Below are 25,151 nucleotides of genomic sequence, written 5' to 3'. Positions count from 1 at the left end.
CTTATCTGGATTATTTTTTCAAAATACCTTTTACAACAAATGCAACATTCGCAGGGCGTTCTGCTAAACGACGCATAAAATAACCATACCAGTCTTTTCCGTAAGGGACATAAACTCGTACCTTGTACCCTTCCTTAACTAGTTCACGCTGCATTTCAATACGCATTCCATAAAGCATCTGAAATTCAAATTGATCACGAGATATATTGTTTTTTTCAACATATTTCTTAGTGAACTCAACAAGATTCTCATCGTGGGTTGCTACAGCAGTAAAATTCCCATTGCTTAAATGTTGTTTGATCATTTGTTTAAAGTTACGATCTACATCTCTCTTATTAGGGTATGCAACTTGTTCCGATTCTTTATACGCGCCTTTAACTAATCGAATATTTGGATTGTATTGATTTAAATGAGCTAGATCGTCTTGTGTACGATATAAATAGGATTGCACAACGGTCCCTACCCCATCGTACTCTTGTTTTAATGCTTCGAAAATTCTTAATGTAGTATCTAAACGTTGGTAATCTTCCATATCAATGGTGACAAATACATTATGTTGTTTACCTGCATCCAGAATTTTCCTCATATTAAACATAACTAGGTCTTCAGAAATATCTAACCCCATCGAGGTCATTTTAACGGACACTTGTGAATCTAAATTTAGCTTGTCGATTACTTTGATTGATTTAACTGTTTCGATTGTTCTTTCCTTAGCTTCTTTTTCATCCATTACGTATTCACCTAAATGGTCTAACGTAACACCCATACCTTGATTATTAAGATCACGGATTTTTTCCGCTGCATGTCCAATATTATCCCCAGCTACAAAGCGCTTGGCACCAAATTTAAGCCCATACCTTTTCGCTAATTTAGTAAATATTTTATTATCTGATAAAAATAAGAAGAATTGCCTTAACACTTTTTCCATATATGTTCCTCCATTTAATAACGTAATGAAACCGCTTTCTATTCTATCACTTTTTTCTATAAAACTTAATGATTTTTAAAAAAGATTACTAGATTAATTTTTAAGCATCTATTTTAGGTTAAACCTCAAAAAAATACTCTAAACAGAGGTGTTTAGAGTATTTGATTATTTAATTAACTACATCGTACCCTTGCTCTTCAATTGCTTCTTTCAAATCATCTTTTGTTAATGTGTCTTCATCATAAGCAACATCAACTTTTCCACTGTCTAAGTGAACTTCCACCGAAGCTACACCTGGTAAGTCTTTTAGCGCTCCATGTACAGCTTGTTTGCAATTTCCACATGTCATTCCCTGAACACTTATTGTATGTTCCATTTCCTTCACTACCTTTCATCCATTTGGACCTATTATTACGAAATGTTAAGAATATTTCAAGTAATTTATTCTGGTTCCGGTGTAGGTGTTGGTTTTAAACCCGACTCTTCGTAATTTGCGTCAATAATCTCTCTAATTTCAGCGATTTCATAACCTTCTTCTTGCAATTGTTTAGCCTCACGGGCTATATCTACACAAATTGCTCAACCAAAGCCCATTTGATCTAATGTGGCAATATTCCCTTCCACTTCATAAACAAAACAATCTTGATTATGTTCATGTCCCTGTGACTCACATCCACAATAACAAGGCATCTGTTGAATTAATTCCTCATTATGAATCGCAATTTCATATGCTTCCATCATTGGTTGCATGGATTCATCTTCAAACACAGAAGCAAGTTGTGGTGACCATGCTTCTTCCTCTATATTATAATCCAAGTTTCCTAGTGAAGAATCCACGCGAATACCTGCATCGTTTTCCTCTATAGAACTAGAGCATGCCACTAATATTATAGACAAAGTTAACATCCATAAGATACTTTTATTCATTGTCCAGTCCTTTCCATGTAAAAGTTTCTTATACTATAACACGGAAATTGTATTTCAGCTTAGCTTAATTTTAAAAAAATATGACTATTTTGCTCCATCAATTGCAGCAATCATTGTTTCTTCAATTCCTTTAGCAAAACTTTGAACTTCAGAATCAGATATGTCTTTCATTAATACCGTCGGACGGGGCATACCAATTTTAGTTGTTCCTTCACTCTCGTAAACCACAATCTTACAAGGTAAGAAGTAGCTAACTTTTTCTTCCATCGCCAATACTTCTTTGGCAGCTTTGGGATTACAGACTTCCAAAATACGGAATGATTGATTAAAATCATCAAAACCTTTATTATGCAGTGTTTCCTTTACATCAAAATCCCATAACACGCCAAATTTAACTTCCTGTAGATGCTCTGAAACCGATTCAACAGCTTGATCAATTGATTTATTAGTTGTCACTGTATAATCAAACATGATATTCCCTCCTATTATAAACCTATTAATAAGTGTACCCAAATTGTATTATATATTAAACTTTATTAAATCGTAATAATTACTATTTACAAATCGAAACCGTTACGATATAATCCTTATAGACTTAAAATAGATAAGGGAGCGAGACCATGCATTATAAGAAATTGCTTTTATTTAGTAGCTTATTATTCATTTTATATTTGGCTGCTTGTGGAGATGAGGAACAGTCAGGTGAAGAACAAGAAAACCGAGAAATTATTACATCCATTTATCCTATAGAATACCTCGTATCAGAAATCGCTGGAGACCAAGTTGATGTCGAAACTGTTATTCCAGCAGGAGCGGATGCCCATGTATATGAGCCTTCTACAAGGGATATGGTGGAATATGCGGATAAAGATGCATTCTTTTATATCGGGGCAGACATGGAAGCCTTTGCTGAAACAATGTCAGAAACCCTTTCAGGTGAAGGTGTTCATACAAAAAGCCTAGCGGAAAACGAATCTTTATTTATGGAATATGAGGAAGAGCATGCCCAGAACGAGGATGAACATAGTGATGAAGAGCATTCTCATGACGAAGAAGAACATGGCGATGAAGAACACTCTCATGATGAAGAAGAGGAACATTCACATAGCGATGAACATGACCACGATCATGACCATGGCGACAATGACCCTCACTTCTGGCTTGATCCACAGCGAATGATTGATGCAGGTGGAATTTTGTTAGATGAATTAGTTACTTTATATCCAGAATTAGAAGAAGATTTTCAAGCAAATTATGAACAATTTGAAGAAAAGATGATAGAATTAGATAATAGCTACCAAGAAGCATTTGATGGTGTGGACCAACATAATATTTTAGTAGCACACAAAGCATTCGGATATTGGGAAGAACGCTATCCAATTGAACAATATGCGGTCAGAGGATTATCTTCTTCACAGGAGCCTTCTCAGCGAGAGCTACAAGAGTTATTTGAAACATTAGAGGAACTTAAAATTGACCACATTATATACGAAGTTAATCGCGATGATCGCTTGGCTGAAACAATTGCAGATGATTTAGAATTGGAAGCCTATCACTTGCACACACTTGAGACACGTACAACGGATGATGTGGAAGATGATAAAGATTATATAGATATCATGGAAGAAAACCTAGAGACATTAATCGACACAATGAATAGGTAAGGAAAGGCGGCAAACAATCTACGCGTAGATCGTTTCGCCTTCTTTTCATTTATTATATAAAAGGAGGAATTCGATGGGTCAATTAATAGAAGTATCGAATGTGTCACATAGATATGACAGACATTTGGTTCTAGAAGATGTGTCATTTTCCATTGATGAAGGGGCATTTGTTGGATTAGTTGGGCCTAACGGTTCCGGTAAAACCACTATCATTAAATTACTGTTAGGACTAGAAAAGCTTCAAAAAGGGTCGATCGAAGCATTCGATAAACCAATTCAAAAATTCGCAAATAAAGGGCATATCAGCTTTGTATCCCAAAAAGCAAACTCTTTTAATCGTGGCTTCCCTGCTACTGCTAAAGAAGTTGTAGGCATGGGGCTCACTAGTAAAATTGGTTATTTTAAACCCTCTCAAAAAAAACTAGAGTATTTAATATTTGAAGCACTCGACTTAGTAAATATGATGGAGTATGCAAATACGAATATAGGTGATTTATCAGGTGGACAGCAACAACGTGTGTTTATTGCAAGAGCGATTGTAAATAAGCCGAGTCTATTAATCCTGGACGAACCAACTGTTGGCGTAGATACAGAGAATGTAGAAAACTTTTATAAACTACTTTCAGATTTAAACAAACAACTAGGTATTAGTTTAATTTTAGTTTCACACGATATCGGTTCGATCACCACGCACGTAACAGATCTACTATGTTTAAATAAAACCATTCACTATCATGGGAACCCGAGTGATTTTGAGAGCATGACAGATGAGCAAAGGTCACAATTATATGGACATGACATGCACACGATTACGCATGATCATTAGGTAGGAAGGATTCTTTTAGTATGTTAGATGCAATGTTAAGTTTCGAATTATTACGTAATACATTTTACACTGGCTTATTGGTAGGTTTAATCGCCCCTTTATTAGGTACTTTTATTGTAGTTAGGCGACTATCATTGATTGCAGATGGTTTATCTCACGTGACTTTAGCTGGGATCGCTTTCGGTTTATTTATGCAAAAAAAATATACGCTATTATTTTTTACACCTTTTCACACCGGTATATTTTTCGCGATTGGTGGAGCTATCGTCATTGAAAACTTGCGCAGTATATATAAAGCATTTCAAGAAATAGCAATTCCTATTACCTTGTCTTTAGGGGTGGGGATGAGTGTTGTATTTATTGCCCTTGCAGATGGAATTAACACAGATATCTTTGCCTATCTATTTGGATCTGTTGCTGCAGTTAGTCGTTCAGATTTATATGTAATCTTATTCACTTCTGTTTTTGTTATATTCGTTATTATATTTTTATATAAAGAATTATTTGCCTTGTCCTTTGATGAAGAATTTGCAACCGTTTCGGGTATAAGAGCTAAATTGATTCACTACTTATTCATTGTTATGACTGCTTTAGTCATTGCGGCATCTATTCGCATTGTAGGGGTGCTACTTGTTTCAGCTTTAATGACATTGCCAGTTGCAACAGCAATTAGAGTTGCCAAAAGCTTTAAACAAACTATATTATATAGTATTATTTACGGAGAAGTAGCTGTTATTACAGGTCTAATCTCAGGGTATTACTTAGAAATCCCACCTGGAGGTACGATCGTCATAATCGCTGCATTCCTGTTAGGAGCGACTTTATTAGCGAAGAAGTTTTACTTCAGTTATAAATATAAAGGATGATAAAAAATGGATCTTCATGAGGCACTAGATATTTTAAAAGAAGAAGGATACAAATATACTAAAAAACGAGAAGATATTTTAACTTTCTTTACGAAAGAAGATGGTTACCGTACGGCAAGTGATCTTCTCTCTCATATGAGTAAACGGTATGAAGGTATGAGTTATGATACCATCTATCGTAACTTGCACCTTTTTAGTGAATTAGAACTTTTAGAATCTACTGAATTAGAAGGTGAAAAACACTTTCGTCTTGCATGTGGTCATGAAGAACACCATCATCATTTTATATGTAAATCTTGTGGGAAAACAAAGGCAATTCATACATGTCCTATGAATGTAATTAGTCACGATTTCCCCGGTTATACGATTGATAACCATAAATTTGAAGTGTATGGGTATTGTCCTAAATGTCATTAAAATTTGAATGAAGGTATGTAAAAAGCACTCTAGCATTTGGCTAGAGTGCTTTTTTAACTTGCAATTGTGATCAAGCGTTCATAAGACATTGGCCTCGCGAAATAAAATCCTTGCACATACGGGCAGTTAATAGTTTTTAAGAACTCTTCTTGCTCTTTCGTTTCAACACCCTCTGCAATCACTTCTACTTCACATAATTCCGCTAAATCGACAATAAACTCGACCATCTTCTTTCCATCGTCATTTGTAGCAGCAGTAATGAATGTTTGATCAATTTTCACGAAATCAACAGGAAGTTCACGAATATACTTCAGTGAACTGTATCCGGTTCCAAAGTCATCAATACTCACATATACACCTGCTGTGCGTAATCTTATTAATTTCTTCAGATTCTGTTCAATATCCATCGTGACACGTTCTGTTATTTCAATTTCGAATGCATTATACGGAAGTTCATAATCATCTAAAGTTTGCAGCAACTCATCAACGAAATCGAATTTAGAAAATTGTTTCGCAGATATGTTTACAGACATTCTCGGAAGAACAACACCTGAATTTTTGAGTTTATTGTAGTCTTCACATACTTTTTTAATAACATAGTCCGTCAAAGGAATAATTAGGCCAGTCTCTTCAGCGATCGGAATGAAAGTACCCGGTGAAATCGCTCCGTACTCTTCATGATGCCATCTCGCAAGTGCTTCCACACCAACAATCTCCCCAGTATGTAAATTATATTGCGGCTGGTATACTAAACAAATTTCCTCGTTCATAATAGCTTTCTGTAGTTCATTTTCGTAATAATAAGAGTCTAAGCTTTCTCTTAATGATTCATCAAAGAAGCAGAAGCTATTTCTTTCTTTTTTCGCTGTTTTAAGCGCTAAGCTCGCTTTTTGATACAATTCTTCAAAGGAATCCCCATCGTTTGGGTATAACGAAGCTCCAGCAGACGCAGTTATATGAATAGATACATCTAGTATCGTATTTGTCTTTGATAATTCATTCATAATTTCTCTCACAACATCGTTCACTTCATGTTGCCCTTCAATCCAAGGCAACATAACCCCAAATTCATCTCCACGTAAACGAGCTACTATTGCACTCTTCCCAACCAACTCTTCTAATTTCATTCCTACAATACGTATTAATCTATCACCAAACTCTGTTCCATAGTTATGATTAATCATATGAAGTCGGTCGAGATTTATCAAAATTAAGGCATGGTCTTTTTGAGAAAAATGTTCGATTTGTTCAATGCCTTCACGATAAAAAGTATTAAAATTATAAAGTCCAGTTGTGGCATCGAAGTGCTCTAAATAATCTACTTTCTTTCGAATCGTTCTTTCACTAGTTACATCATTAAATACAACCTGATTGGCAAAAACATTACCATCTTGATCTAACACATTAGAATAAGCCAGTTGCAGATACTTTTGTTCTCCGAAATTATTTTCTAATTCTAAGTTTTGTCTAAAGGCAGAATCTCTTTTCCCGTCCTCTTTATTAATGGATGTACTAGAGCCTTGAAAAAGCTTGGACCCCATTTCCCCTAATTGAGAAGAAACAGCGTTATCACTTTTAACGCCTAAAATTTCCTCAGCTTGCTTATTCCACACACGAATTGTCCCTGTTTCATCACATACGACTACTCCAAGAGGGGATGCTTCCATAATTGACTGAAGTTGATTTTTTTGTTTCATATAAAACGCGTTCTTTTTGTTTGGATTCGACCAAATCTACAAAAATCCCAAAATAATTCGTTAGTTTCCCGCGTCGATCGCGAACTTCATGAATAGATAAAGTCATAGGGATTTCACTTCCATCAGGACGAATAGCACTGACTTCGCCTTCCCAATACCCCTCTTTTCTTAACTTTCTTCTGTTCTTTAAATACGATTCAAAACCTGCTTGAAAATATGGTAACTTTTCATACCTTTTACCGATGATTTCGTCATGAGGTAGTCCGCTCAATTCAATCAAATGCTCATTTGCTTTTAAGATCTTTCCTCTTTCATCAGTAATCATTAAACCTTGAGTAATATTCTCAAAAACTTCGTCTGATAATTGTAGATCTTTTTCGCGTCCGTATACATGTTCATACAGCCCTACGATAGAACGGTTTCCTTTCTTTAAAAACAAATATAATAAAACACCTGTTAAAACAACGTAGACCAACCCTTTTACTAACTGGAGGTTTGCGATCATCTGCGCGTCTGAAATAAATAATTCGAGTATATAATCTGATGTAGCAATCCACACAAAACCAATTAGCAGATAAAATACTACAAGTTTAAGTGGATATTGTTTGATTCGCGTTAGTTCGTCTATATCTTGATTTCCTGGCATCAATATATTACTCCTTTCCACTAAAACTTTTCTACTAAAAAATAATTTAGTTATATTATAACAGTTTTACTGGAAATGTCGACAAAATTTTCTGTCAATTTACCAATTCATAGGTATTATTTCTTAAGCTTCATTTCGCCTTTCGATATTGCCTTTCACAGCAATATTCATTAAGATCCCCAGTAACATAAATGTAATTAACAAGGAAGAACCCCCATAGCTAATTAATGGTAATGTAATTCCTGTGATTGGCATTAAACCAGACACAGCTCCGAAGTTGATAATTGCCTGTGTGACAATCTGAAAAGTAATCCCGTAAGCAAGTAACCTGCCAAAGAAATCTGGGGCCCTTTTAGCAATTAGGATCCCTTTAAACATAAATACGGCATATATAACAATGACACCAACCGCTCCTAATAGACCTAGCTCCTCTGCAATCACTGCCATGATAAAGTCTGTATGTGCTTCAGGTAAGAAGCCAGATTTTTGGACACTATTCGCTAAACCTACGCCTGTAATGTCACCACTTGCTAATGCAATTAAAGAGTGTACTAATTGATACCCTTGACCAGTTGGATCACCAAATGGATCTAAAAAGGAAGTCAATCGGTTCATACGATAATCCGCAAATGTAATTAAGAAGTATACTCCTCCAAATGCAACTGCCGCAAGACCTGCCAAATGAGTCACTTTTATCCCTGCAAATAAGAGAATAATTCCACAAGCAAGAATAATAGAAGTAGCAGTACCAAGGTCAGGTTGTAAAACAATTAGAAAGAAGACAACTCCTAGCAATAACAAAGGAGGAAAAACGCCTTTATTAAAGCTTTGGATTTTATCTTGTTTATTTGTATAAGCCTTAGCAAAGTACAGGATCATCGCCACTTTAGCAAGCTCTGATGGCTGAAATAAAATAGGTCCAAAGCTCAACCAACGAGTCGCTTCATTTCTTGTCACACCGACTCCTGGAAGAAGGACTAAAGCAAGCATTACGACTGTAACCAAAATGATAATCGGAATCAAATTTCCAATTCTTTTATATGTAAACATACTGAAAAGGAAGAAAACGACAAAACCCAACCCCAACCACATGGACTGTCTTCTAAAGAAATAATGTGGATTGTTTATGTTTGGATCCATTCCAGCATAAACAAAGCTCGCACTATATACCATTACCAGACCGAATCCAGCTAATAATACAATAATAATAAATAAGGGATAATCAATATGTTTTAAATTTCTTTTCAACTAGAACACGCTCCTATATCTACATTCTAACGGAAATGGTGGTTTTTGGGGTAGTGAAATTCGTCCTGAAATAGAAAAAAACTACCCGCACGTGTGTATGCAGGTAGTTTACCTTCTTAAATAAGCTATTAAACCGTCTGTGAGCGGATTTTTTTGACTTCTTCTAAATATTCTTCATAAGTCATTTCTTTATCAAGAATACCTTCTTCTTTAATTTCAATTATTCTATTAGCAATTGTTTGAATGAATTGATGGTCATGAGAAGTAAACATAAGCGATCCTTTAAATCGTGCTAACCCTTCATTCAACGCTTGTATCGACTCGAGATCTAAGTGGTTTGTAGGGTTATCCAGTAATAGGACATTTGCTTCACTTAACATCATTCGGGAAAGCATACAACGGACTTTCTCTCCCCCAGATAATACGCTTGCTTTTTTGAATACTTCGTCACCTGAAAATAACATTCTTCCTAAGAATCCACGAAGGAATGTTTCACTTTCATCTTCTGGAGAATATTGACGTAACCACTCGATTAACGTGTGGTCATTTCCTTCAAAGAATTCGGAGTTATCTTTCGGGAAGTAAGATTGAGAAGTAGTTATCCCCCATTTAAAGCTACCTTCATCAGGTTCCATTTCACCCATAACAATTTCAAGTAGAGCAGTTTTAGCAGCATCATCACCAAATAAAGCAATTTTGTCATCTTTGTTCATTCGGAATGAAACATTATTCAACACTTTCTTACCATCAATTGTTTTGGAAAGATTATTCACTTCTAAAAGATCATTTCCTACTTCACGTTCAGGGGTGAACGCAATATAAGGATATTTTCTTGAAGAAGGTTTGATATCATCAAGTGTAATTTTGTCTAACAGTTTTTTACGAGAAGTTGCCTGCTTTGATTTCGATGCGTTTGCACTGAAACGAGCGATAAACTCTTTCAATTCTTCAATCTTCTCTTCTTTCTTTTTGTTCTGGTCTTGAGACATCTTTAGTGCCAACTGGCTTGATTCATACCAGAAATCATAGTTACCTACATATAACGTGATTTTCTCAAAATCTAAATCAGCAATATGGGTACATACATTATTTAAGAAATTACGGTCGTGAGATACTACAATTACTGTATTTTCAAAATTAATTAAGAACTCTTCTAGCCAATGAATCGCTTGAATATCTAACCCGTTTGTCGGCTCATCTAAAAGCAATACATCCGGAGTTCCAAATAATGCTTGTGCCAATAACACTTTTACCTTCATTGCTTCTGGAAGGTCTTTTAACTGCTTCTCATGAAGAGAAGAATCAACACCTAAACCACTCAATAAAGAAGCTGCATCGCCTTCTGCTTCCCAACCATTCATTTCAGCAAATTCACCTTCAAGTTCAGCAGCTCTCATACCGTCTTCTTCTGTGAATTCACCTTTTGCATAAATCGCATCTTTTTCTTGCATGACTTCAAACAGGCGTTCATGACCCATCATAACCACATGAAGTACTACTTCGTTATCATAAGCATAATGGTCCTGTTTCAAGATCGCCATACGCTCCCCTTTACCAAGGGAAACTTGCCCTTCTTGAGGCTCCACTTCACCTGATAATATTTTTAGAAATGTTGATTTACCAGCGCCATTTGCACCGATTAAACCATAACAGTTTCCTTTGTTGAATTTAATCGAAACATCTTCGAATAGTTTACGATCCGAAAAACGCAAACCTACATTTGTTACCTGTAACATTTAAAATCCTCCTACAACGCATTGAACGCGTCCTTAAAATCTACTAAATTAAGTCCTTACATAGTATATCATTTTTATGCAAACATATAAAAAGGAACTTCTTCTTTTTAAAAAAGAAGAGCTCCCCAGATAAATTATGCACTAGATACAGCTTTTTTCTCTGAAATCCCTTGTGACTCTGAAGCGTGATCATCCACAAACGAAATAACTTTATCATTAAATTCATGTGCTTGGTCAATGTTACATACGTGTCCTGAGTCTTCGACAATATATAGATTCGCATGTGGGTCATGATGAACAGCGTGACGAGCACCTTTCATAAATACATGATCTTCTTCGCCCATCATATAAAGCTTAGGAACTTCATTATCTTCTTTCATCAAATCTTCGTGGATCGATTTAGAACCAATTAAAAGTTCAGCCCAACGTAGAAATTCCTTTTGACCAATCTTTTTTGCTTCTTTCACAAATACATCACGTGATTGTTTATGGTTTCTTTTCGGCATTAAGATATTCGCAAACAACGTATATAGCACCATGTAAGGCACGGAATAACGAATTAGAAATGCGAACTTAAATAAAAGGTCTGTCCATAACTTCCACTTGATCACCGCACCAGCCATCGTCATCGATGCGATTCGACCAGGTACTTTGCGGCACAATTCATTCATCACAATCGTACCTAAAGAAACTCCAATCATGTGGAACTTGTGAATTTTTAAATGATCCAATAACTCAGTCACCTTATCAGCTACCGCACTGAACGTATACTTACCAGTCAGTGATTCACTCTTCCCGTGACCCGGGAAATTTATAAATAAACAGTTAAAATGCTTTTTGAACTTTTTAGCTTGCTTATAAAATACAGTATGGTTTCCCCCTGCTCCATGCAGAAATACAACCCATTCGTTGCTTGTATCATGTTGATACATCCTGTAGTCAAGTAACATGCAGGCCCTCCCCATACAACCAATATACATGTTGTAATATAACACAGAAACCTTGATATGTCTAAGATTGTGCACATTTGCAATTTCAGAAACTAAATCTTCACACCAAATAAATAACGAACGCTTGTTCTGAAATTTTATTTGTTATAAAATCTAACTAGTAATAAACTTTTCGAAACTTAGGGAGAGAAACGTATGAAAGAATTAGAAGCTGCCTACCTTGCAGGAATCATTGATGGAGAAGGTACAATCACACTTACAAAGTGGCATAAAAATGAACATAGAAAACCTATTATTTCAATTGCCTCGACTGATATAGAACTTCTAGAATATCTTAAAGAATTGACAAATGGAAAAATATATCAGAAGAAAAACTATAACCCCTCAATTCATAAAACATCTTTTTTCATCACAATTAAAAATAAAAACGATGTATTTTATGTTCTAAAGTCGACTGTTCAATATCTTCGGGTCCCTAGTAAGAAAGCTAGAGCAAAATTAATTTTAAACAAGTATAATTTGGTCACCCTAAGAAATGGAAAATATAGTGATGTAAATCTAAAGAGAAAGTTGCTATTTGAAGAAGAATTTTTAAATTTATAAAACTAAGGCCTGTTATATTTCTCGTCCCCTTATTACACTTCATTTATTGTTTTCATAGTTTTAGAAGCAAAGTCTCATCTAAAATACAAACAACTAGTCACTAATTAAATGTAAATCAATTTGATATAACAAAAACTGTAAACACTTAAAAGTGTTTACAGTTTTCTGTTTTCATTAGAATAATTCATTAAGATATTATTGTTAAAGCATAAGCCTGCAGTAACTGCAAACTTATGCTTTAATTCACTCCAAAAGTAATTTGGAATGATTTTGTATGGAGACGGCGGGACATGGTCTTCCTGTGCTTTCACACGGCACTGACTATATCTTAAACCTTATTTAAAGGTCTCTCGGCGTCTTATGCAAAATTTAAATTTACTTCTAAAATGAAGTAGTATTTTGCATCCTAGTACTACCTTTTAATTAGGTAGCCTATAAGTCGATACACAGCTGTTGAATTGCTTCACATACTGCTCGGTATTGCCTTATCACATTCGTGACTTAGGTTTCACCGATCAAGCCGAGTTATCACTTACATGTTGCCATGCAAGGCGACTATTTACTAATCGAACCCGCGTCCAAGGATATCGCCACTTAAGCATCTACGAGCGTAGTTGATATATTATGATTCGCCAATTCTTCGGCCTATCAACTGGCTTCCGAATGGCTAACCTGATTAGTCTATTCTAAAGACCTCAGGTGGAGGCCTTTAGCGTAGCCCGCTTCATTTTGAGACCCTTCATCTACTCACACGGGCGATGGCAGGAAGGATCCTGTAGCCTGCTTTACGCAGCTACAGCGTAATTGTTTTCTTCGCCAGTTATTATAACTGAGTAACGTTTATCGAGTCGTAACCTCGACTCGCAGCTTAAGCTCAAACTATCCCTGTCGAATCCGTAACGTCCCCGCGTTACGAAATATAAACTTTCTTTGTTGCAAACTCCATTATACCATGGATGACAGGCTGCAATCAATGGAGAAACTTTCCTTAATAATCCCTGTCTTTAATCGCTCTTTCTACTTCTCTTTTTATCGCTTTTTGCTTTAGATCTTCTCGCTTATCATACTTTTTCTTACCTTTTCCTAAGCCAATCAACAATTTGGCAACCCCATTTTTGATGTACATTTTAAGCGGAATTAAAGAATAACCTTTCTGTTGAGTCGCACCAATCAATTGGTTGATTTCTTTCTTATGAAGTAAGAGTTTACGTGCTCTTGTCGGTTCGTGATTAAATTGATTTCCTTGCACGTATTCAGCAATATGCAAGTTATGCACATACACTTCCCCTTTGCTAATACGGGCAAATGAATCCTTTAAGTTTACACGTCCTGCACGAATCGATTTTATTTCCGTTCCTTTTAAAACTAATCCAGCTTCAAAAGTCTCTTCTATAAAAAAGTCATGACTAGCTTTTCTATTTGTTGCGATGGCATTACTATCCTTTTTAGCCATGTTTGTTCCTCCTCACTGCAAAGGTTATTTTACCAAACTTTTCGCCATAGTTAAACTATCAACACATCCTCACATGCTAGACAGCATTTTTATAGACAACGTTTGATGGTATGTGGCATCCTTATTAATTAGGAATACGAAGTAACAGGAGGAACAGCAATGATCGGAACAGACCAAATAAGAAAACTAACATTAGATGATGAACCTTATATGCAAGCAATGCAAACAGGAAAAGAAGATGACTATGTGGTTCGTATTTTCGAACGTTTAGTAACGAATGAAGAACATGCTTTATATGGTTATTTCAAAGATAATCAAATGGTATCTGTAGCTGGATATTCTATCTTTCAACACCAATATGGAATGTTAGGAAGGCTAAGAAGTGATCAGCGCTATGTAGGAGAAGGCTATGCTACTGCTGTAATGAATCATGTGGTTCAGGAGCTAGAAGCAATGCCTGAGATTAAATGGATCGGTGCAAATACGCAACTGCACAATTTTTCTGCTTTACGCGTGTTAGAAAAATTACATCTACCAAAGCTTAGGAAATTACATGCTTCAACTCTGGTAGAGCCTGAAAAGTTTTTAACTACGGAGGAACCGAAGTGGAAAGAACTGACGGAGCTTAAGGATAAGCAAGCATGGGTTAATTCTATTTTACACGAAGAAGATTTGATTTTCCCTTTGCAATGCTATTACCCGTTTCCTGTCAGTCCAGCACTATTTACAAATGATAATTTAACAGAGTGGCGTTTTTTTGAGAATCAAGAAAAGGATCGTATTGTCATCATGAAAATAGATACGAAACGATATCGTTACCTCCATATAATTTACTTATGGGATGACCTTTTCTCTGCAAAGGGATTACACTCCACCATCGACTCTGCTTTAACCGAATATAAGTCTATCCACGGAGATGATACTTATGTCTGGTTAGACCTTACTGATGAGTTATATGATCAGTTAGATGATAAAAGCTCGTTTTCATTCCAAGATCCTTGGATATTACATGGATATTGGAAATAATAACTATAAAACAGGTGCGTGAAGTAATATTCACACACCTGTTTTTATATTATTTATTTGAATACAAGAATCGTGAATAACTTAGCATATTTACACATAAGTTATCACTTTCGTCGTTATCTAATAAATTATCGACGTTATCTACTTGATTTTCGTCGTTAACTTAAAATTCTCGAGCATAACTCCCAACTTTTATGCATATACCTTTCCTTTTGAACATATTCAAACAATACCTATTTTTCACTCAAGCAATATTAAGCATAATCCTCATCCGAAGTCCAAGTAATCGCAAAGCTTCCTTCCCCTCCGTGTGCTGCAATAATAGGGCCCAACGCACCGACATGAATTTTGTCTATGTTTGAAATTTGTTTACACTGTTCTAACATAGAATTCGCAAGTTCATGATTATTACAGTGTAAGATCGATAACTCTTTAATATGTTGTTGACTAGCTGCCTTCTCAACTTGGTCCATAAAATAGGCAACCGATTTCTTTTCCGTACGAATCTTCTTATCCAGATCGAACTTTCCATCCTGCAATTGCAAAATCGGGTGTATTTTTAATGTTTTCCCTAAATTATAGGCAAAGGCATTAATCCTACCTCCTAGATACGCGTATTTAATATTTGCTACATATACTTTTGCTTCAAAAGATTCATGTGCCTTACTTAAACTTGTTTGCACATCAGGCACTCTATATCCTTCTTCAATCATTCTTTTTCCTTGCTGAATAGTTTTGTACATTGGATAAGAGATCATTTTCGAATCAACCATATGAACAGTTAGACCATCAACATCCTTAGCTGTTTGTTCCACTGTTTCATAGGTTCCACTCAACCCTGCAGAGATGTGTACACAAACAACATCTGTATATCCTGCTACACGTATTTCTTCAAACGTATTCAAAATATCACCGACTGCAGGTTGAGACGTTTTAACAGCCGCTTCTGAATGACGAATTTTGTCGTAGAACTCATCCTTTTCAATATCGATATCTTCTTTGAAATTTTCTCCATCAATGCTAATTTGTAGAGGTAATGTATAAATATCTTCTACTCGCTCACCTTCAGGGATATATATTGCACTATCTGTCAACCACGCTACTTTCATTTCCCCACCTCAATTCTTTTGACTTACTTATGTATAACCTTTGTGTTACAGTGTTAAACAAAGGGAGTGAAAAAATTGTTATTATTTCTTAGTTTATTAGGAATTATGGTGGCTTTTATGGCGATCGTCTGGGCAATTGCTGTTAAAGTAAATGACTTCTCCATCGTAGATATTGCATGGGGAATGACGTTTATTATTACAACGATTGCAACTCTTGCCATCACACAAAACATGAATATAACATCGATTACCATCGCAGTACTAGTTATTTTATGGGGACTACGCTTATCAGGGTATTTATTCAAACGAAATGTGGGAAAGCCCGAAGACTATCGTTACCAAAACATGCGAAAACGTTGGGAAACAAATGTGAATCTAAAAGCATTTTACCGGGTGTATATGCTGCAAGGAGCACTTTCCTTATTTTTCTCTATTCCAATAATTATCGGGATTGCTAACAGTTCAGAGGAAACCAATTATATTCTAATTACTATTGGAGTGGTTCTTTGGATTATTGGCTTTATCTTTGAAGCTGGTGGGGATTACCAACTATCACAGTTTAAGAAAAAAGAAGAGAACAAAGGCCGCTTCATCAAGCACGGGCTGTGGCGTTATACTCGTCACCCGAATTATTTCGGGGAATCTGCTATGTGGTTTGGAGTGGCAATAGTTGCCTTATCCGTTCCATGGGGTTGGATTGGATTAATTAGCCCAATCGCGCTCACTTATATTTTAATCAACATTTCTGGAGTACCTCCACTAGAGAAGAAATTCATGGAGCATGAAGAATACCGGGAATATGCTAAAAAAACAAACATGTTCATACCCGGTCCTCCAAAGAAATAAAATAAGAAGCTTTCCTCACACTATATGTGAGAAAAGCTTCTTTTATTTTAGTTACGTTTCTTCTTACGTGGCTTCATTCCAACTACTTCAAAATCAATAACACGTTCTTCAATATTCGTACTAATCACACGGATATTGATCTCATCTCCTACACGGAAGATGTTAGCGGTTCTTTCCCCAATCATCGCATGTGCTCTGTCGTCAAAGTGGTAATAATCGTCCGTCAGATGGCTCACATGAACTAGACCTTCTACCGTATTAGGTAATTCAACAAACAATCCAAAGTTTGTCACAGAACTTATGATTCCTTCGTATTCTTCCCCAATTTTATCGGCCATATATTCTGTCTTCTTCAAATCATCTGTCTCTCGTTCAGCATCTACGGAACGACGCTCCATTTCAGATGCGTGTCTCGTAATGTCTGGGAGTTTTTCACTCCATTTGCGCTGGGTTTCGTCGCTTATATCACCTTTGATCAAGTACGTACGAATCAAGCGGTGTACCATTAAGTCTGGATAACGGCGAATCGGTGATGTGAAATGTGTGTAAAAAGGTGTCGCAAGTCCGAAGTGCCCCACCCCTTCAGGTGAGTATTTCGCTTGCTGCATCGAACGCAGCATTAGTTTTGATACAACTAGCTCTTCTTTGCTTCCCTCTACTTCTTTCAACACTTTTTGCAAAGCTTTCGGATGAACTTCATCTTTCGTTCCTTTTACTGCATAACCTAAATTCGTTACAAACTCAAAGAATTGTTGTAATTTATCCGAATCAGGATCTTCGTGAATACGGTGCACAAACGGTACTTCCATCCAGTGGAAATGCTCAGAAATCGTTTCGTTTGCTACTAACATAAATTCTTCTATGAATTTTTCAGAAACTCCACGCTCTCGCAACACTACATCCGTAGGTTTTCCTTCTTCATCAACTTCAATTCCAGCTTCTTTGAAATCAAAATCAATTGCACCTCTGCCCATTCGTTTGGAACGTAATGTTTGGGCCAATGTTTCCATTAATTCAAACATGGAGATTAAACCTTCATATCGTTGAATAGTTTCTTTATTGCCCTCTAAAATTTCATTAACGGCTGTATACGTCATTCGTTCAGTGGTCTTAATGACCGCTTCAAAGATTTCATGATGTACAACTTTACCTTGTCCATCTATTTCCATCTCACAACCTAAAGTCAATCGATCAACTTGTGGATTCAAAGAGCATATTCCATTTGATAAACGATGCGGAATCATTGGAATCACACGGTCCGTCAAGTATGTGCTTGTCCCACGTTCATAAGCTTCCTTATCTATTGGAGAATCCTCTTTCACATAATGGGTTACATCAGCAATATAAACTCCTAGTAGATAGTTACCGTTGTCTAATTGCTCCACACGCACGGCGTCATCTAAGTCTTTTGCATCTGCACCATCAATGGTGACAATCCGCTCGTTTCTTAGATCGCGACGTCCTTTTATATCGTCCTCAGAAATCTCTTCTGGGATCGTGTTTGCGTGATCAAGTGTTTCTTGGTCGAAGTCAGCTTTAATACCATGCTTGTGGATGATTGCTAAAATATCAATGCCAGGGTCATTCACATGTCCTAGAATATCAATTATTTCACCTTCCGCACTTTTTCGGCCTTCAGGAAACTCAATTATTCTCACAATAACTTTGTGTCCGTCTACTGCGCCATTTTGATTTCCTTCTTTAATAAAAATATCGTTCGGAATACGTTTATCATCTGCGATTACAAACCCGAACCTACCGTTATCTTGATACGTTCCTACAATCGGTGTGTCATTTCGTTCGACAATTCGTACGACAACACCCTCTGGACGGTTTCCTGCAATGGAATCAGACTCCACTCGTACAAGAACCGTATCTCCATTCATTGCAGACATTAAGTCTGATTGATGAATATAAATATCTTTCATTTCTTCATCCGCTGGTAGTAAAAATGCAAAACCTTTAGCATGCATTTGTACCTTTCCACGGATTAAATTCATTTTTTCAGGAAGGCCGTAACGATCATTTCGAGTACGAACTAATTTCCCTTCTTGTTCTAATGCATTTAACGACTGCATTAATATTTGTAATTTATCTGCAGATTCTAATTCAAATTCTGTCTGCAGATCTTCTACACTTTGTGGTCGTGTAGCTTTTTCATTAAAGAACATCATTAATTTCTTTTTAATTTGTTCTATTTCCATAATTTCACCTCTATAATTTTATTCTTTCCAATCTAGTTTTTCTAAAAACTGATAAATATCTTCGTGCACCTGACTTTTATAATCACTTAACGTAATGACATGAGGTGCACCTTCATACCATGTAATATCTTTTTCATCTGCTTCTACATTTTCATAAATATAGGTAGCACTTTCTGTGTTGATCATTTGATCTTCTTCTGCTTGAAGTACATAAGTTGGTGCATATATATGATCGATTTGATCATGGACCTCTTTAATAAGTTCACTTAATGTATCAAACGTATCCGATGATTCATCCATTAATGCTTCAAGCTCTTTTTCGATATCATCTTCGGATTTGCGCTCTAATTGTTTATATTCTTTTGCGAATTGACGAAATCCTTTCGACAACTCGTCTACATTATCAAAGAACATCGGTGAACAAATCGGAATAACCGCCTTTACCGGTTTGTTAACAGCAAGACGCAAGCTAAGGACCCCGCCGAGAGATAGTCCTGCGACTGCAATTTCATCGTATCCAAGTTCTTTTAAATGGTTGTAACCTTCTAGTGCATCTTCCCACCACTGGGATGCATTCGTTTTAATTAACTCTTCCGGAGGTACTCCATGACCGCGGTAGATCGGGGCATGTGAGGTATACCCTTGTTTCTCCAAATAACGGCCTAACATTCTGACATCAGCTGAATGTCCGGTAAAACCATGTAATAATAACACTGCGCGATTTCCTGCTTCAAAAGTAAATGGTTTAGGTTGTTTCATCTGCATTTTTTACTTCCTCTCCTAACAACATTTGCATGCTTTACTTTTCCCGAAAGCTGTTTTTCTTAATCATGATAGATTTTTTAAATATAAAAAAACAGTAAGCGCTACACTTACTGTTTCATCGTTGATTGCTTTTTAATTAAACAATATAACCAAGTAAAAACGTAATTACCATAAATAAAATACCTAAAACAATCGTAATGCGGTGAAGGATTCCATCCATCCCGCGTGCTTTTTGCTTCCCAAACATATGTTCAGCTCCACCAGAAATCGCTCCTGATAGTCCAGCACTTTTCCCTGCTTGAAGTAATACTACAGCAATTAATGCAAGTGTATTAATAAATAATAGTGTAACTAATATCCCGTACATGGCTTTGACCTCCTAATTACTACGCACAAATCCATAACAATAATGTAGCATAAAAGGATTACTATTTGCAAGTTAATATTGTGTAAAAGCAATGGAATAGTTGAGCTTCATAAAAAATCACTACTTTGTATTGCAAGATAGTTGAAATTATGGTTTACTATTATGTATAACAAGGTAGGTGATTGATCTGAATATTCGAAGCCAATTATTTAAAGGAATTTTAGAAGGGTGTATCCTCTCTATTATTAAAGAAGAAGCTGTATATGGATACGAGTTATCTATAAAACTTCAAGAAGCAGGAATTGAAAATGTTAGTGAAGGCTCGATTTACCCAATTCTCTTAAGGCTTCAAAAAGAGAAATATATTTATGGAGAAACGCAAAAATCTCCATCTGGACCTAATCGGAAATATTACTTTATTACAGAAGATGGTTTAAAGGCTTTGAAAGTGTTTGAACACGAATGGAGTTTGTTAAAAGGATCTGTTGATCAATTATTAAACAGGGGGGATTCGAATTGAGTACAAAAGCATTAATTGAACAAAATAACCAAAAGCGTGAACAATTGAATGACTATAATAAGAAGTACTACGAAGATTTATTAGTCTATATACGTTTACAAAGTACCTCCGAACGTGACACGGAAGAAATATTAGATGAGTTACTTAATCACTTACTTGATGCCCAAGCGGAAGGAAAAACAGCAGACGATGTTTTTGGAAATGATCCAAAAGGTTTCGCAGATAATTTGATCGGAGAACTACCACCGATGGTTACAAAAGAAAGACTACAATTATTGATGTTAGGTGTATTAAATTTTGCTGGGTATGCACTAATCGTTTCTGGTATTCTTCAGCCACTATTACATTGGATTTTTAATTTTGATTCTTTTTATATGACTGTATCCATAGGCTATGCAACTACTATTAGTGTGCTTTTTTTGTTAGTTACAGCAGGCTTTTTCTTCTTTGTGATCTGGTATATAAAATGGTCATTGTTTAAAAACTTTGGTAAATGGAAAGAGTTTTTCTCCTTGTGGGTCGCGGCTATGGTAATGTTAATGAGCTTCGTTGCAATTTTATTTTTCACTCCATCCTTTGGTTATACCTTTACCATTCCTACCTATGTGTTAGCTATTGTTGGAGCAATTATACTTATTCCGACGATATTCTTATTTAAGAAAGAGAAATAATAGTAATTCAAAGAATGAAGCACAGTCCAATATATGGTCTGTGCTTCATTAATTGATATTGTTTAAATCTTACGAATCACTCAAAGAAGGACGTGTATCCTTTTCTTCCTCATCATCCGCTTCTGTCTCATTAATCCATAAGGCACAGGCTGCGTCTCCTGTTACGTTGACGGCTGTTCGAGTCATATCGAGTAGCCTATCAACAGCAAGGATCATCCCAATTGCTTCTACAGGCAATCCGACTTGATCGAGCACCATCGCAAGCATGATCAACCCGACACCAGGTACAGCAGCCGTCCCAATCGATGCTAATACCGCTATTGCTACTACAGTCAGCAATTCAGTCAGAGTCAAAGTCTCGGCATATACTTGGGCGATGAAAACTGTTGCAACACCCTGCATAATTGCTGTACCGTCCATGTTGATCGTTGCACCAACTGGCTGAACAAATCCACTGATCGATTCTCTTACCCCAAGGCGTTTTTGAGCAGTTGTCATGGAAACAGGTAATGTCGCTCCACTACTTGAAGTACCAAATGCAACACTCATCGCGGGTGTAAAGTTTTTAAAGAACCAGATTGGACTCTTTTTCGCTAAGAACTTCACTACCGACCCATACGTTACTACAGCGTGTATGAGCAGTGCAGCAAGGACGACAAAAAAGTAGGCAGCCATCGAGGAAATAGCTTCCACTCCAGCATCCCCAACGGCAGATGCGATTAACCCAAAAGCCCCGAATGGAGCAGTGTACATGATGATGGTAATTAAAAACATTACCAACTCAAATGCTTGATCAAACAACTGCTTAATTTTATCTGTTTTCTTACTTAATAAAGCTAACCCAAAACCAACTAAAATAGCGAAGAAGATAATTTGAAGCATCTCACCGTTGACCATCGCCTCAATCGGATTAGTCGGAATAATATTCATTAGCGTTTCCATCATAGGCGGTGCTTGTTCAGCTTCGTATCCTTCGACACTACTATCCATCATCCCCGCCTCACCTGGTTGAATGAGTAAAGCAAGTGACATTGCTATCGTGATTGCAATCGATGTAGATATTAAGAAGAAACCAATTGTCTTTCCACCAATACGTCCTAATTTCTTCGGATCACCCAAACCTGCTGTCCCTATTACAATAGAAACAAACACGATTGGGACGACCATCATCTGAATTAATCTAAGAAATAATTCCCCAAGTGGTGAGAAGAAATAAGTATCAACTGGATCAAATAAGCCCGGAACGAAAATGTTCATCCCTAACCCAATAGCAATACCTAAAACTAGAGCAATAATTATTTGTTTGGTTAAATTCATTGGAGCTTCCCCCCTTATATACAAATTCTCCATATCAATATTTATGATTTAATAGAAGCACCTATGTATCGTGCTACCTTCATGATTATAACGGAACTCCTCTAGGATGAAAATAGATTTTAAAAAGTACATGATATTGACAACTATGTAGGAAACTAAACATGAGGATAAAGAATCAGTCTTTAAATCTAGATATAAATTTGAAACGGTATGACATATTCTTGTGAAGACTTATATTCGTCATGCGACTACTAATAAACCCATTCTCAAAAAGCAAGAAAAGTAGTTCGTTATCCAGAAAAGTCCCCTTATATTCAGAAATCTCCTCGTTTATCCACGAGAATTTTTGTATATCCAGAATTGTGAGGAGGATATCCAGAATTCTTGCGTATATATCGTAAGCGTCAAATAAACCACACCCTGACTCGGGTGCGGCATGTAAGGTAAGCTATACGTAGTTTATAATTTTATATGTGATGGAAGGGATTCCGACCAAGGTAAGTGAGGTTCTAGCGATTCTATCGTGACCTCATGAAGGTTCGGTAATGTTTCAAATAAATACTTTAAATAGTCAAAAGGTTTAAGCTGGTTCTCCTTTGCGGTTTCCATTACACTATAAATCACGGCGCTCGCCCGAGCCCCTTTGGATGTCTGGGAGAATAACCAATTTTTTCGGCCGATGACGAAAGGTTTAATGCTGCGTTCGGCTCGATTGTTATCAATGTCTAGTCGACCATCCTGAAATGGACGACGTAATTTTTCTTCTTGGGAGATCGCGTATCTAAGTGCCTTCCCTAATAAGCTTTTAGGCGAAGCCGTCTTCACGCTACTCTTTGCCCATGCGTAAAAAGCATCGACAACTGGAACACTATGTTCTTGCCGATGGTTAAGCATCTCCTCAGGAGATGCTTCTTTATATGATTGTTCAAGCTTATATAATTGATTGATATAGGCCAGCCCTTGTTCGGAGAGCGTCGGTGTATCGGTTTTCCCATAGCTTCCTGCTTTGGTGGCCTCATCGAACTTCCGGCGAGCATGGGCCCAACAGCCGGAAAGCTGGACATGAGGAAGTCCATCATAACCTTTGTACCCGTCTACATGTAAGGTACCTTCATACCCGTCCAAGAACCATTTCGGGTTTTTCGAAGCGCGGGTGGTTCGGTAATCAAACAGAATACATGGGGCCTCATATCGGCCCGAACGATATAGCCACATATAGGATTGATTGGAGGCCGCCCGGTCCTTCTCTTGTAAAACCTGGACGGTGGTTTCATCCACGTGCATGGTGGGCTGGGTCAGTAAGAAAGCCTTCATGCTTTCATAAAAAGGTTCGAGCCACTGCTCAGACGCCTTAACCATCCAGTTCGCCATCGTCTGGCGAGATAGGGTAAGGTCTAAACGAGCTAACTGCTTTTCCTGACGGTATAGGGGTAACCCTTCTACGTATTTTTGAGTCATGATATGCGCAATCGCCGATGGCGAAGCCATACTTTTGAATAACACAGGTTCAGGCATAGGAGCTTTGACAATAGGTGTGTGCGTATGATGGCTTTCACACTGACGACATGCATAGACAGCTTGCCGGTATTCTTTTATGTAAGCAGATGCTGGAACGATTTCAATTTCCCGACGTGTTTCCGTAGTCATTTCATGAACCGGCCCATCACAACATTCACAGAACTGGTCTGTTTCTGGTAACTCATAAGTTACGACTTCAACCGGAAGTTGATCGACCGCGTCCGAGCTGGTACGTTGACGCTTTTTTCGCGTGTACGTAATCTCTTCTTCGGTTGGTTCCTCAACTTCCGGTGCTTCAGTCACTTCCGCCTCATTAAAAAGTGGTAGCTCCATTTGGTTATCCGCCGTCTTTTCGCTTGAAGGGGCAAAACGTTGTTTTTGCAGCAAGCGAAACTGTTCTTCATACCATTTGATGGTAGCTTTCTGCTGAGCGTTTTCTTCTTCAAGTCGCTTAACGTGTGCGGATACATCTTCTGTTTGTTGGTGTGATTTCGGATTCGTTTTCATACCTTTATTATACTATAAATCCGTTAATAAATGGGCGTTTAAACGACTTTTTTTGCTTCGATTTTGGGGTGGACTTTTCCTTCTTCAAGCGTTAGCCCTTCCAACAACCAGCGAAGCTGACGGATATCAATTTTCATTGTTTCCCCATCTTGTCCTTCCGGCCATTGAAAGCGCCCATTCTCCAGGCGACGATAGTAAAGCCAGAAACCGTTATGTTCCCAGTGAAGAATTTTCACTTTGTCTCGCCTATGGTTACAAAACAAAAATAAATCTGACGATAGGGGATCGAGCTGCAGATACTCTTGAACCAAAGCAGATAAACCATCAATCGATAATCGCA

Annotated in this window: 26 protein-coding genes and 1 other RNA gene; 9 read left to right on the top strand and 18 right to left on the bottom strand. The window is 37.0% G+C overall.

The genetic code is table 11. The features are described 5' to 3' along the window. Positions 1 to 10: 10 nt before the first annotated feature. The 4 genes from G532_RS0107905 to G532_RS0107885 form a co-directional block, all read right to left on the bottom strand. Positions 11 to 928, bottom strand: coding sequence for a proline dehydrogenase family protein (locus G532_RS0107905; RefSeq protein ID WP_027964319.1), 918 nt, complete (start codon positions 926 to 928; stop codon positions 11 to 13). A 169-nt stretch (positions 929 to 1,097) separates the two neighbouring features. Continuing rightward, positions 1,098 to 1,304, bottom strand: coding sequence for a copper chaperone CopZ (gene copZ / locus G532_RS0107900; protein WP_027964318.1), 207 nt, complete (start codon positions 1,302 to 1,304; stop codon positions 1,098 to 1,100). Positions 1,305 to 1,369: 65 nt separating this feature from the next. Beyond that, positions 1,370 to 1,834 (bottom strand): PCYCGC motif-containing (lipo)protein, encoded by a 465-nt coding sequence (locus G532_RS0107890; protein WP_281170534.1) that lies wholly within the window; start codon positions 1,832 to 1,834, stop codon positions 1,370 to 1,372. A 105-nt stretch (positions 1,835 to 1,939) separates the two neighbouring features. Next, on the bottom strand, positions 1,940 to 2,326 hold the full coding sequence (locus G532_RS0107885; protein WP_027964316.1) for a DUF302 domain-containing protein: 387 nt from the start codon (positions 2,324 to 2,326) through the stop codon (positions 1,940 to 1,942). 149 nt (positions 2,327 to 2,475) lie between these two features. On the opposite strand from G532_RS0107885, the gene G532_RS0107880 reads away from it, so the two are divergent. The 4 genes from G532_RS0107880 to G532_RS0107865 all read left to right on the top strand — a co-directional run bounded on the left by G532_RS0107880 (position 2,476) and on the right by G532_RS0107865 (position 5,628). Continuing rightward, complete coding sequence (locus G532_RS0107880) at positions 2,476 to 3,519, top strand: metal ABC transporter solute-binding protein, Zn/Mn family (RefSeq protein ID WP_027964315.1); 1,044 nt, start codon at positions 2,476 to 2,478, stop codon at positions 3,517 to 3,519. A 73-nt stretch (positions 3,520 to 3,592) separates the two neighbouring features. Continuing rightward, the gene (locus tag G532_RS0107875) at positions 3,593 to 4,345 is read left to right on the top strand and encodes a metal ABC transporter ATP-binding protein (RefSeq protein ID WP_027964314.1); all 753 of its coding nucleotides are present in this window, start codon (positions 3,593 to 3,595) and stop codon (positions 4,343 to 4,345) included. Positions 4,346 to 4,365: 20 nt separating this feature from the next. Continuing rightward, on the top strand, positions 4,366 to 5,211 hold the full coding sequence (locus tag G532_RS0107870; RefSeq protein ID WP_027964313.1) for a metal ABC transporter permease: 846 nt from the start codon (positions 4,366 to 4,368) through the stop codon (positions 5,209 to 5,211). A 6-nt stretch (positions 5,212 to 5,217) separates the two neighbouring features. Further along, entirely contained in the window at positions 5,218 to 5,628 is a 411-nt protein-coding gene (locus G532_RS0107865; RefSeq protein WP_027964312.1) for a Fur family transcriptional regulator, read from the top strand. 53 nt (positions 5,629 to 5,681) lie between these two features. Here the strand turns inward: G532_RS0107865 and G532_RS0107860 are convergent, their stop codons facing one another. From G532_RS0107860 to G532_RS15000, 5 genes are all read right to left on the bottom strand, one after another. Then, entirely contained in the window at positions 5,682 to 7,325 is a 1,644-nt protein-coding gene (locus G532_RS0107860) for a sensor domain-containing protein (protein WP_027964311.1), read from the bottom strand. After that, entirely contained in the window at positions 7,261 to 7,971 is a 711-nt protein-coding gene (locus G532_RS0107855; protein WP_027964310.1) for a PAS domain-containing protein, read from the bottom strand. The genes G532_RS0107860 and G532_RS0107855 overlap by 65 nt, the downstream gene beginning before the upstream one ends. Positions 7,972 to 8,094: 123 nt before the next feature. Continuing rightward, positions 8,095 to 9,219, bottom strand: a complete 1,125-nt coding sequence (gene ftsW / locus G532_RS0107850) for a putative lipid II flippase FtsW (protein ID WP_027964309.1) — start codon at positions 9,217 to 9,219, stop codon at positions 8,095 to 8,097. A 128-nt stretch (positions 9,220 to 9,347) separates the two neighbouring features. Continuing rightward, entirely contained in the window at positions 9,348 to 10,955 is a 1,608-nt protein-coding gene (locus G532_RS0107845) for an ABC-F family ATP-binding cassette domain-containing protein (protein ID WP_027964308.1), read from the bottom strand. A 134-nt stretch (positions 10,956 to 11,089) separates the two neighbouring features. Then, on the bottom strand, positions 11,090 to 11,905 hold the full coding sequence (locus G532_RS15000) for an alpha/beta fold hydrolase (RefSeq protein WP_051189109.1): 816 nt from the start codon (positions 11,903 to 11,905) through the stop codon (positions 11,090 to 11,092). Between the two features lie 195 nt (positions 11,906 to 12,100). Between G532_RS15000 and G532_RS0107835 the strand changes: the two genes are divergently transcribed. Next, positions 12,101 to 12,508: an LAGLIDADG family homing endonuclease gene (locus G532_RS0107835; protein ID WP_027964307.1), complete on the top strand. Its 408-nt coding sequence runs from the start codon at positions 12,101 to 12,103 to the stop codon at positions 12,506 to 12,508. 563 nt (positions 12,509 to 13,071) lie between these two features. Here G532_RS0107835 and ssrA read toward each other — a convergent pair. Continuing rightward, positions 13,072 to 13,407, bottom strand: a transfer-messenger RNA (tmRNA) gene (gene ssrA / locus G532_RS15845). Between the two features lie 89 nt (positions 13,408 to 13,496). Then, a complete protein-coding gene (gene smpB, locus G532_RS0107830; protein WP_027964306.1) occupies positions 13,497 to 13,961 on the bottom strand; it encodes an SsrA-binding protein SmpB in 465 nt (154 codons plus the stop codon). 159 nt (positions 13,962 to 14,120) lie between these two features. Between smpB and G532_RS0107825 the strand changes: the two genes are divergently transcribed. Further along, complete coding sequence (locus G532_RS0107825; protein WP_027964305.1) at positions 14,121 to 14,987, top strand: GNAT family N-acetyltransferase; 867 nt, start codon at positions 14,121 to 14,123, stop codon at positions 14,985 to 14,987. 254 nt (positions 14,988 to 15,241) lie between these two features. Here the strand turns inward: G532_RS0107825 and G532_RS0107820 are convergent, their stop codons facing one another. After that, positions 15,242 to 16,096, bottom strand: a complete 855-nt coding sequence (locus G532_RS0107820) for a DegV family protein (protein WP_027964304.1) — start codon at positions 16,094 to 16,096, stop codon at positions 15,242 to 15,244. A 75-nt stretch (positions 16,097 to 16,171) separates the two neighbouring features. On the opposite strand from G532_RS0107820, the gene G532_RS0107815 reads away from it, so the two are divergent. After that, on the top strand, positions 16,172 to 16,942 hold the full coding sequence (locus G532_RS0107815; RefSeq protein ID WP_027964303.1) for a DUF1295 domain-containing protein: 771 nt from the start codon (positions 16,172 to 16,174) through the stop codon (positions 16,940 to 16,942). Between the two features lie 47 nt (positions 16,943 to 16,989). Here G532_RS0107815 and rnr read toward each other — a convergent pair whose 3' ends face one another. From rnr to secG, 3 genes are all read right to left on the bottom strand, one after another. Next, entirely contained in the window at positions 16,990 to 19,146 is a 2,157-nt protein-coding gene (gene rnr, locus G532_RS0107810) for a ribonuclease R (protein ID WP_027964302.1), read from the bottom strand. An 18-nt stretch (positions 19,147 to 19,164) separates the two neighbouring features. Next, a complete protein-coding gene (locus G532_RS0107805) occupies positions 19,165 to 19,911 on the bottom strand; it encodes an alpha/beta hydrolase (protein ID WP_027964301.1) in 747 nt (248 codons plus the stop codon). Between the two features lie 136 nt (positions 19,912 to 20,047). Next, a complete protein-coding gene (gene secG / locus G532_RS0107800; protein ID WP_027964300.1) occupies positions 20,048 to 20,278 on the bottom strand; it encodes a preprotein translocase subunit SecG in 231 nt (76 codons plus the stop codon). Positions 20,279 to 20,465: 187 nt separating this feature from the next. Here secG and G532_RS0107795 point away from each other — a divergent pair, with 187 nt between their 5' ends. Both G532_RS0107795 and G532_RS0107790 read left to right on the top strand, forming a co-directional pair. Continuing rightward, complete coding sequence (locus tag G532_RS0107795) at positions 20,466 to 20,798, top strand: PadR family transcriptional regulator (protein ID WP_027964299.1); 333 nt, start codon at positions 20,466 to 20,468, stop codon at positions 20,796 to 20,798. Beyond that, a complete protein-coding gene (locus G532_RS0107790; protein ID WP_027964298.1) occupies positions 20,795 to 21,469 on the top strand; it encodes a DUF1129 family protein in 675 nt (224 codons plus the stop codon). Before G532_RS0107795 ends, G532_RS0107790 begins: the two co-directional genes overlap by 4 nt. Before the next feature lie 69 nt (positions 21,470 to 21,538). Here G532_RS0107790 and G532_RS0107785 read toward each other — a convergent pair whose 3' ends face one another. From G532_RS0107785 to tnpB, 3 genes are all read right to left on the bottom strand, one after another. Further along, the gene (locus G532_RS0107785; protein ID WP_027964297.1) at positions 21,539 to 22,786 is read right to left on the bottom strand and encodes a dicarboxylate/amino acid:cation symporter; all 1,248 of its coding nucleotides are present in this window, start codon (positions 22,784 to 22,786) and stop codon (positions 21,539 to 21,541) included. A 459-nt stretch (positions 22,787 to 23,245) separates the two neighbouring features. Continuing rightward, the gene (gene tnpC / locus G532_RS0107780; RefSeq protein WP_027964296.1) at positions 23,246 to 24,811 is read right to left on the bottom strand and encodes an IS66 family transposase; all 1,566 of its coding nucleotides are present in this window, start codon (positions 24,809 to 24,811) and stop codon (positions 23,246 to 23,248) included. 38 nt (positions 24,812 to 24,849) lie between these two features. Continuing rightward, positions 24,850 to 25,151, bottom strand: a 302-nt coding sequence (gene tnpB, locus G532_RS0107775; protein ID WP_027964295.1) for an IS66 family insertion sequence element accessory protein TnpB, incomplete at its 5' end; no start/stop codon positions are given.

The organism is Halalkalibacillus halophilus DSM 18494 (assembly GCF_000423105.1).
GTDB lineage: Bacteria > Bacillota > Bacilli > Bacillales > Alkalibacillaceae > Halalkalibacillus > Halalkalibacillus halophilus.
This window is presented reverse-complemented; position numbering and strand designations above follow the sequence as displayed.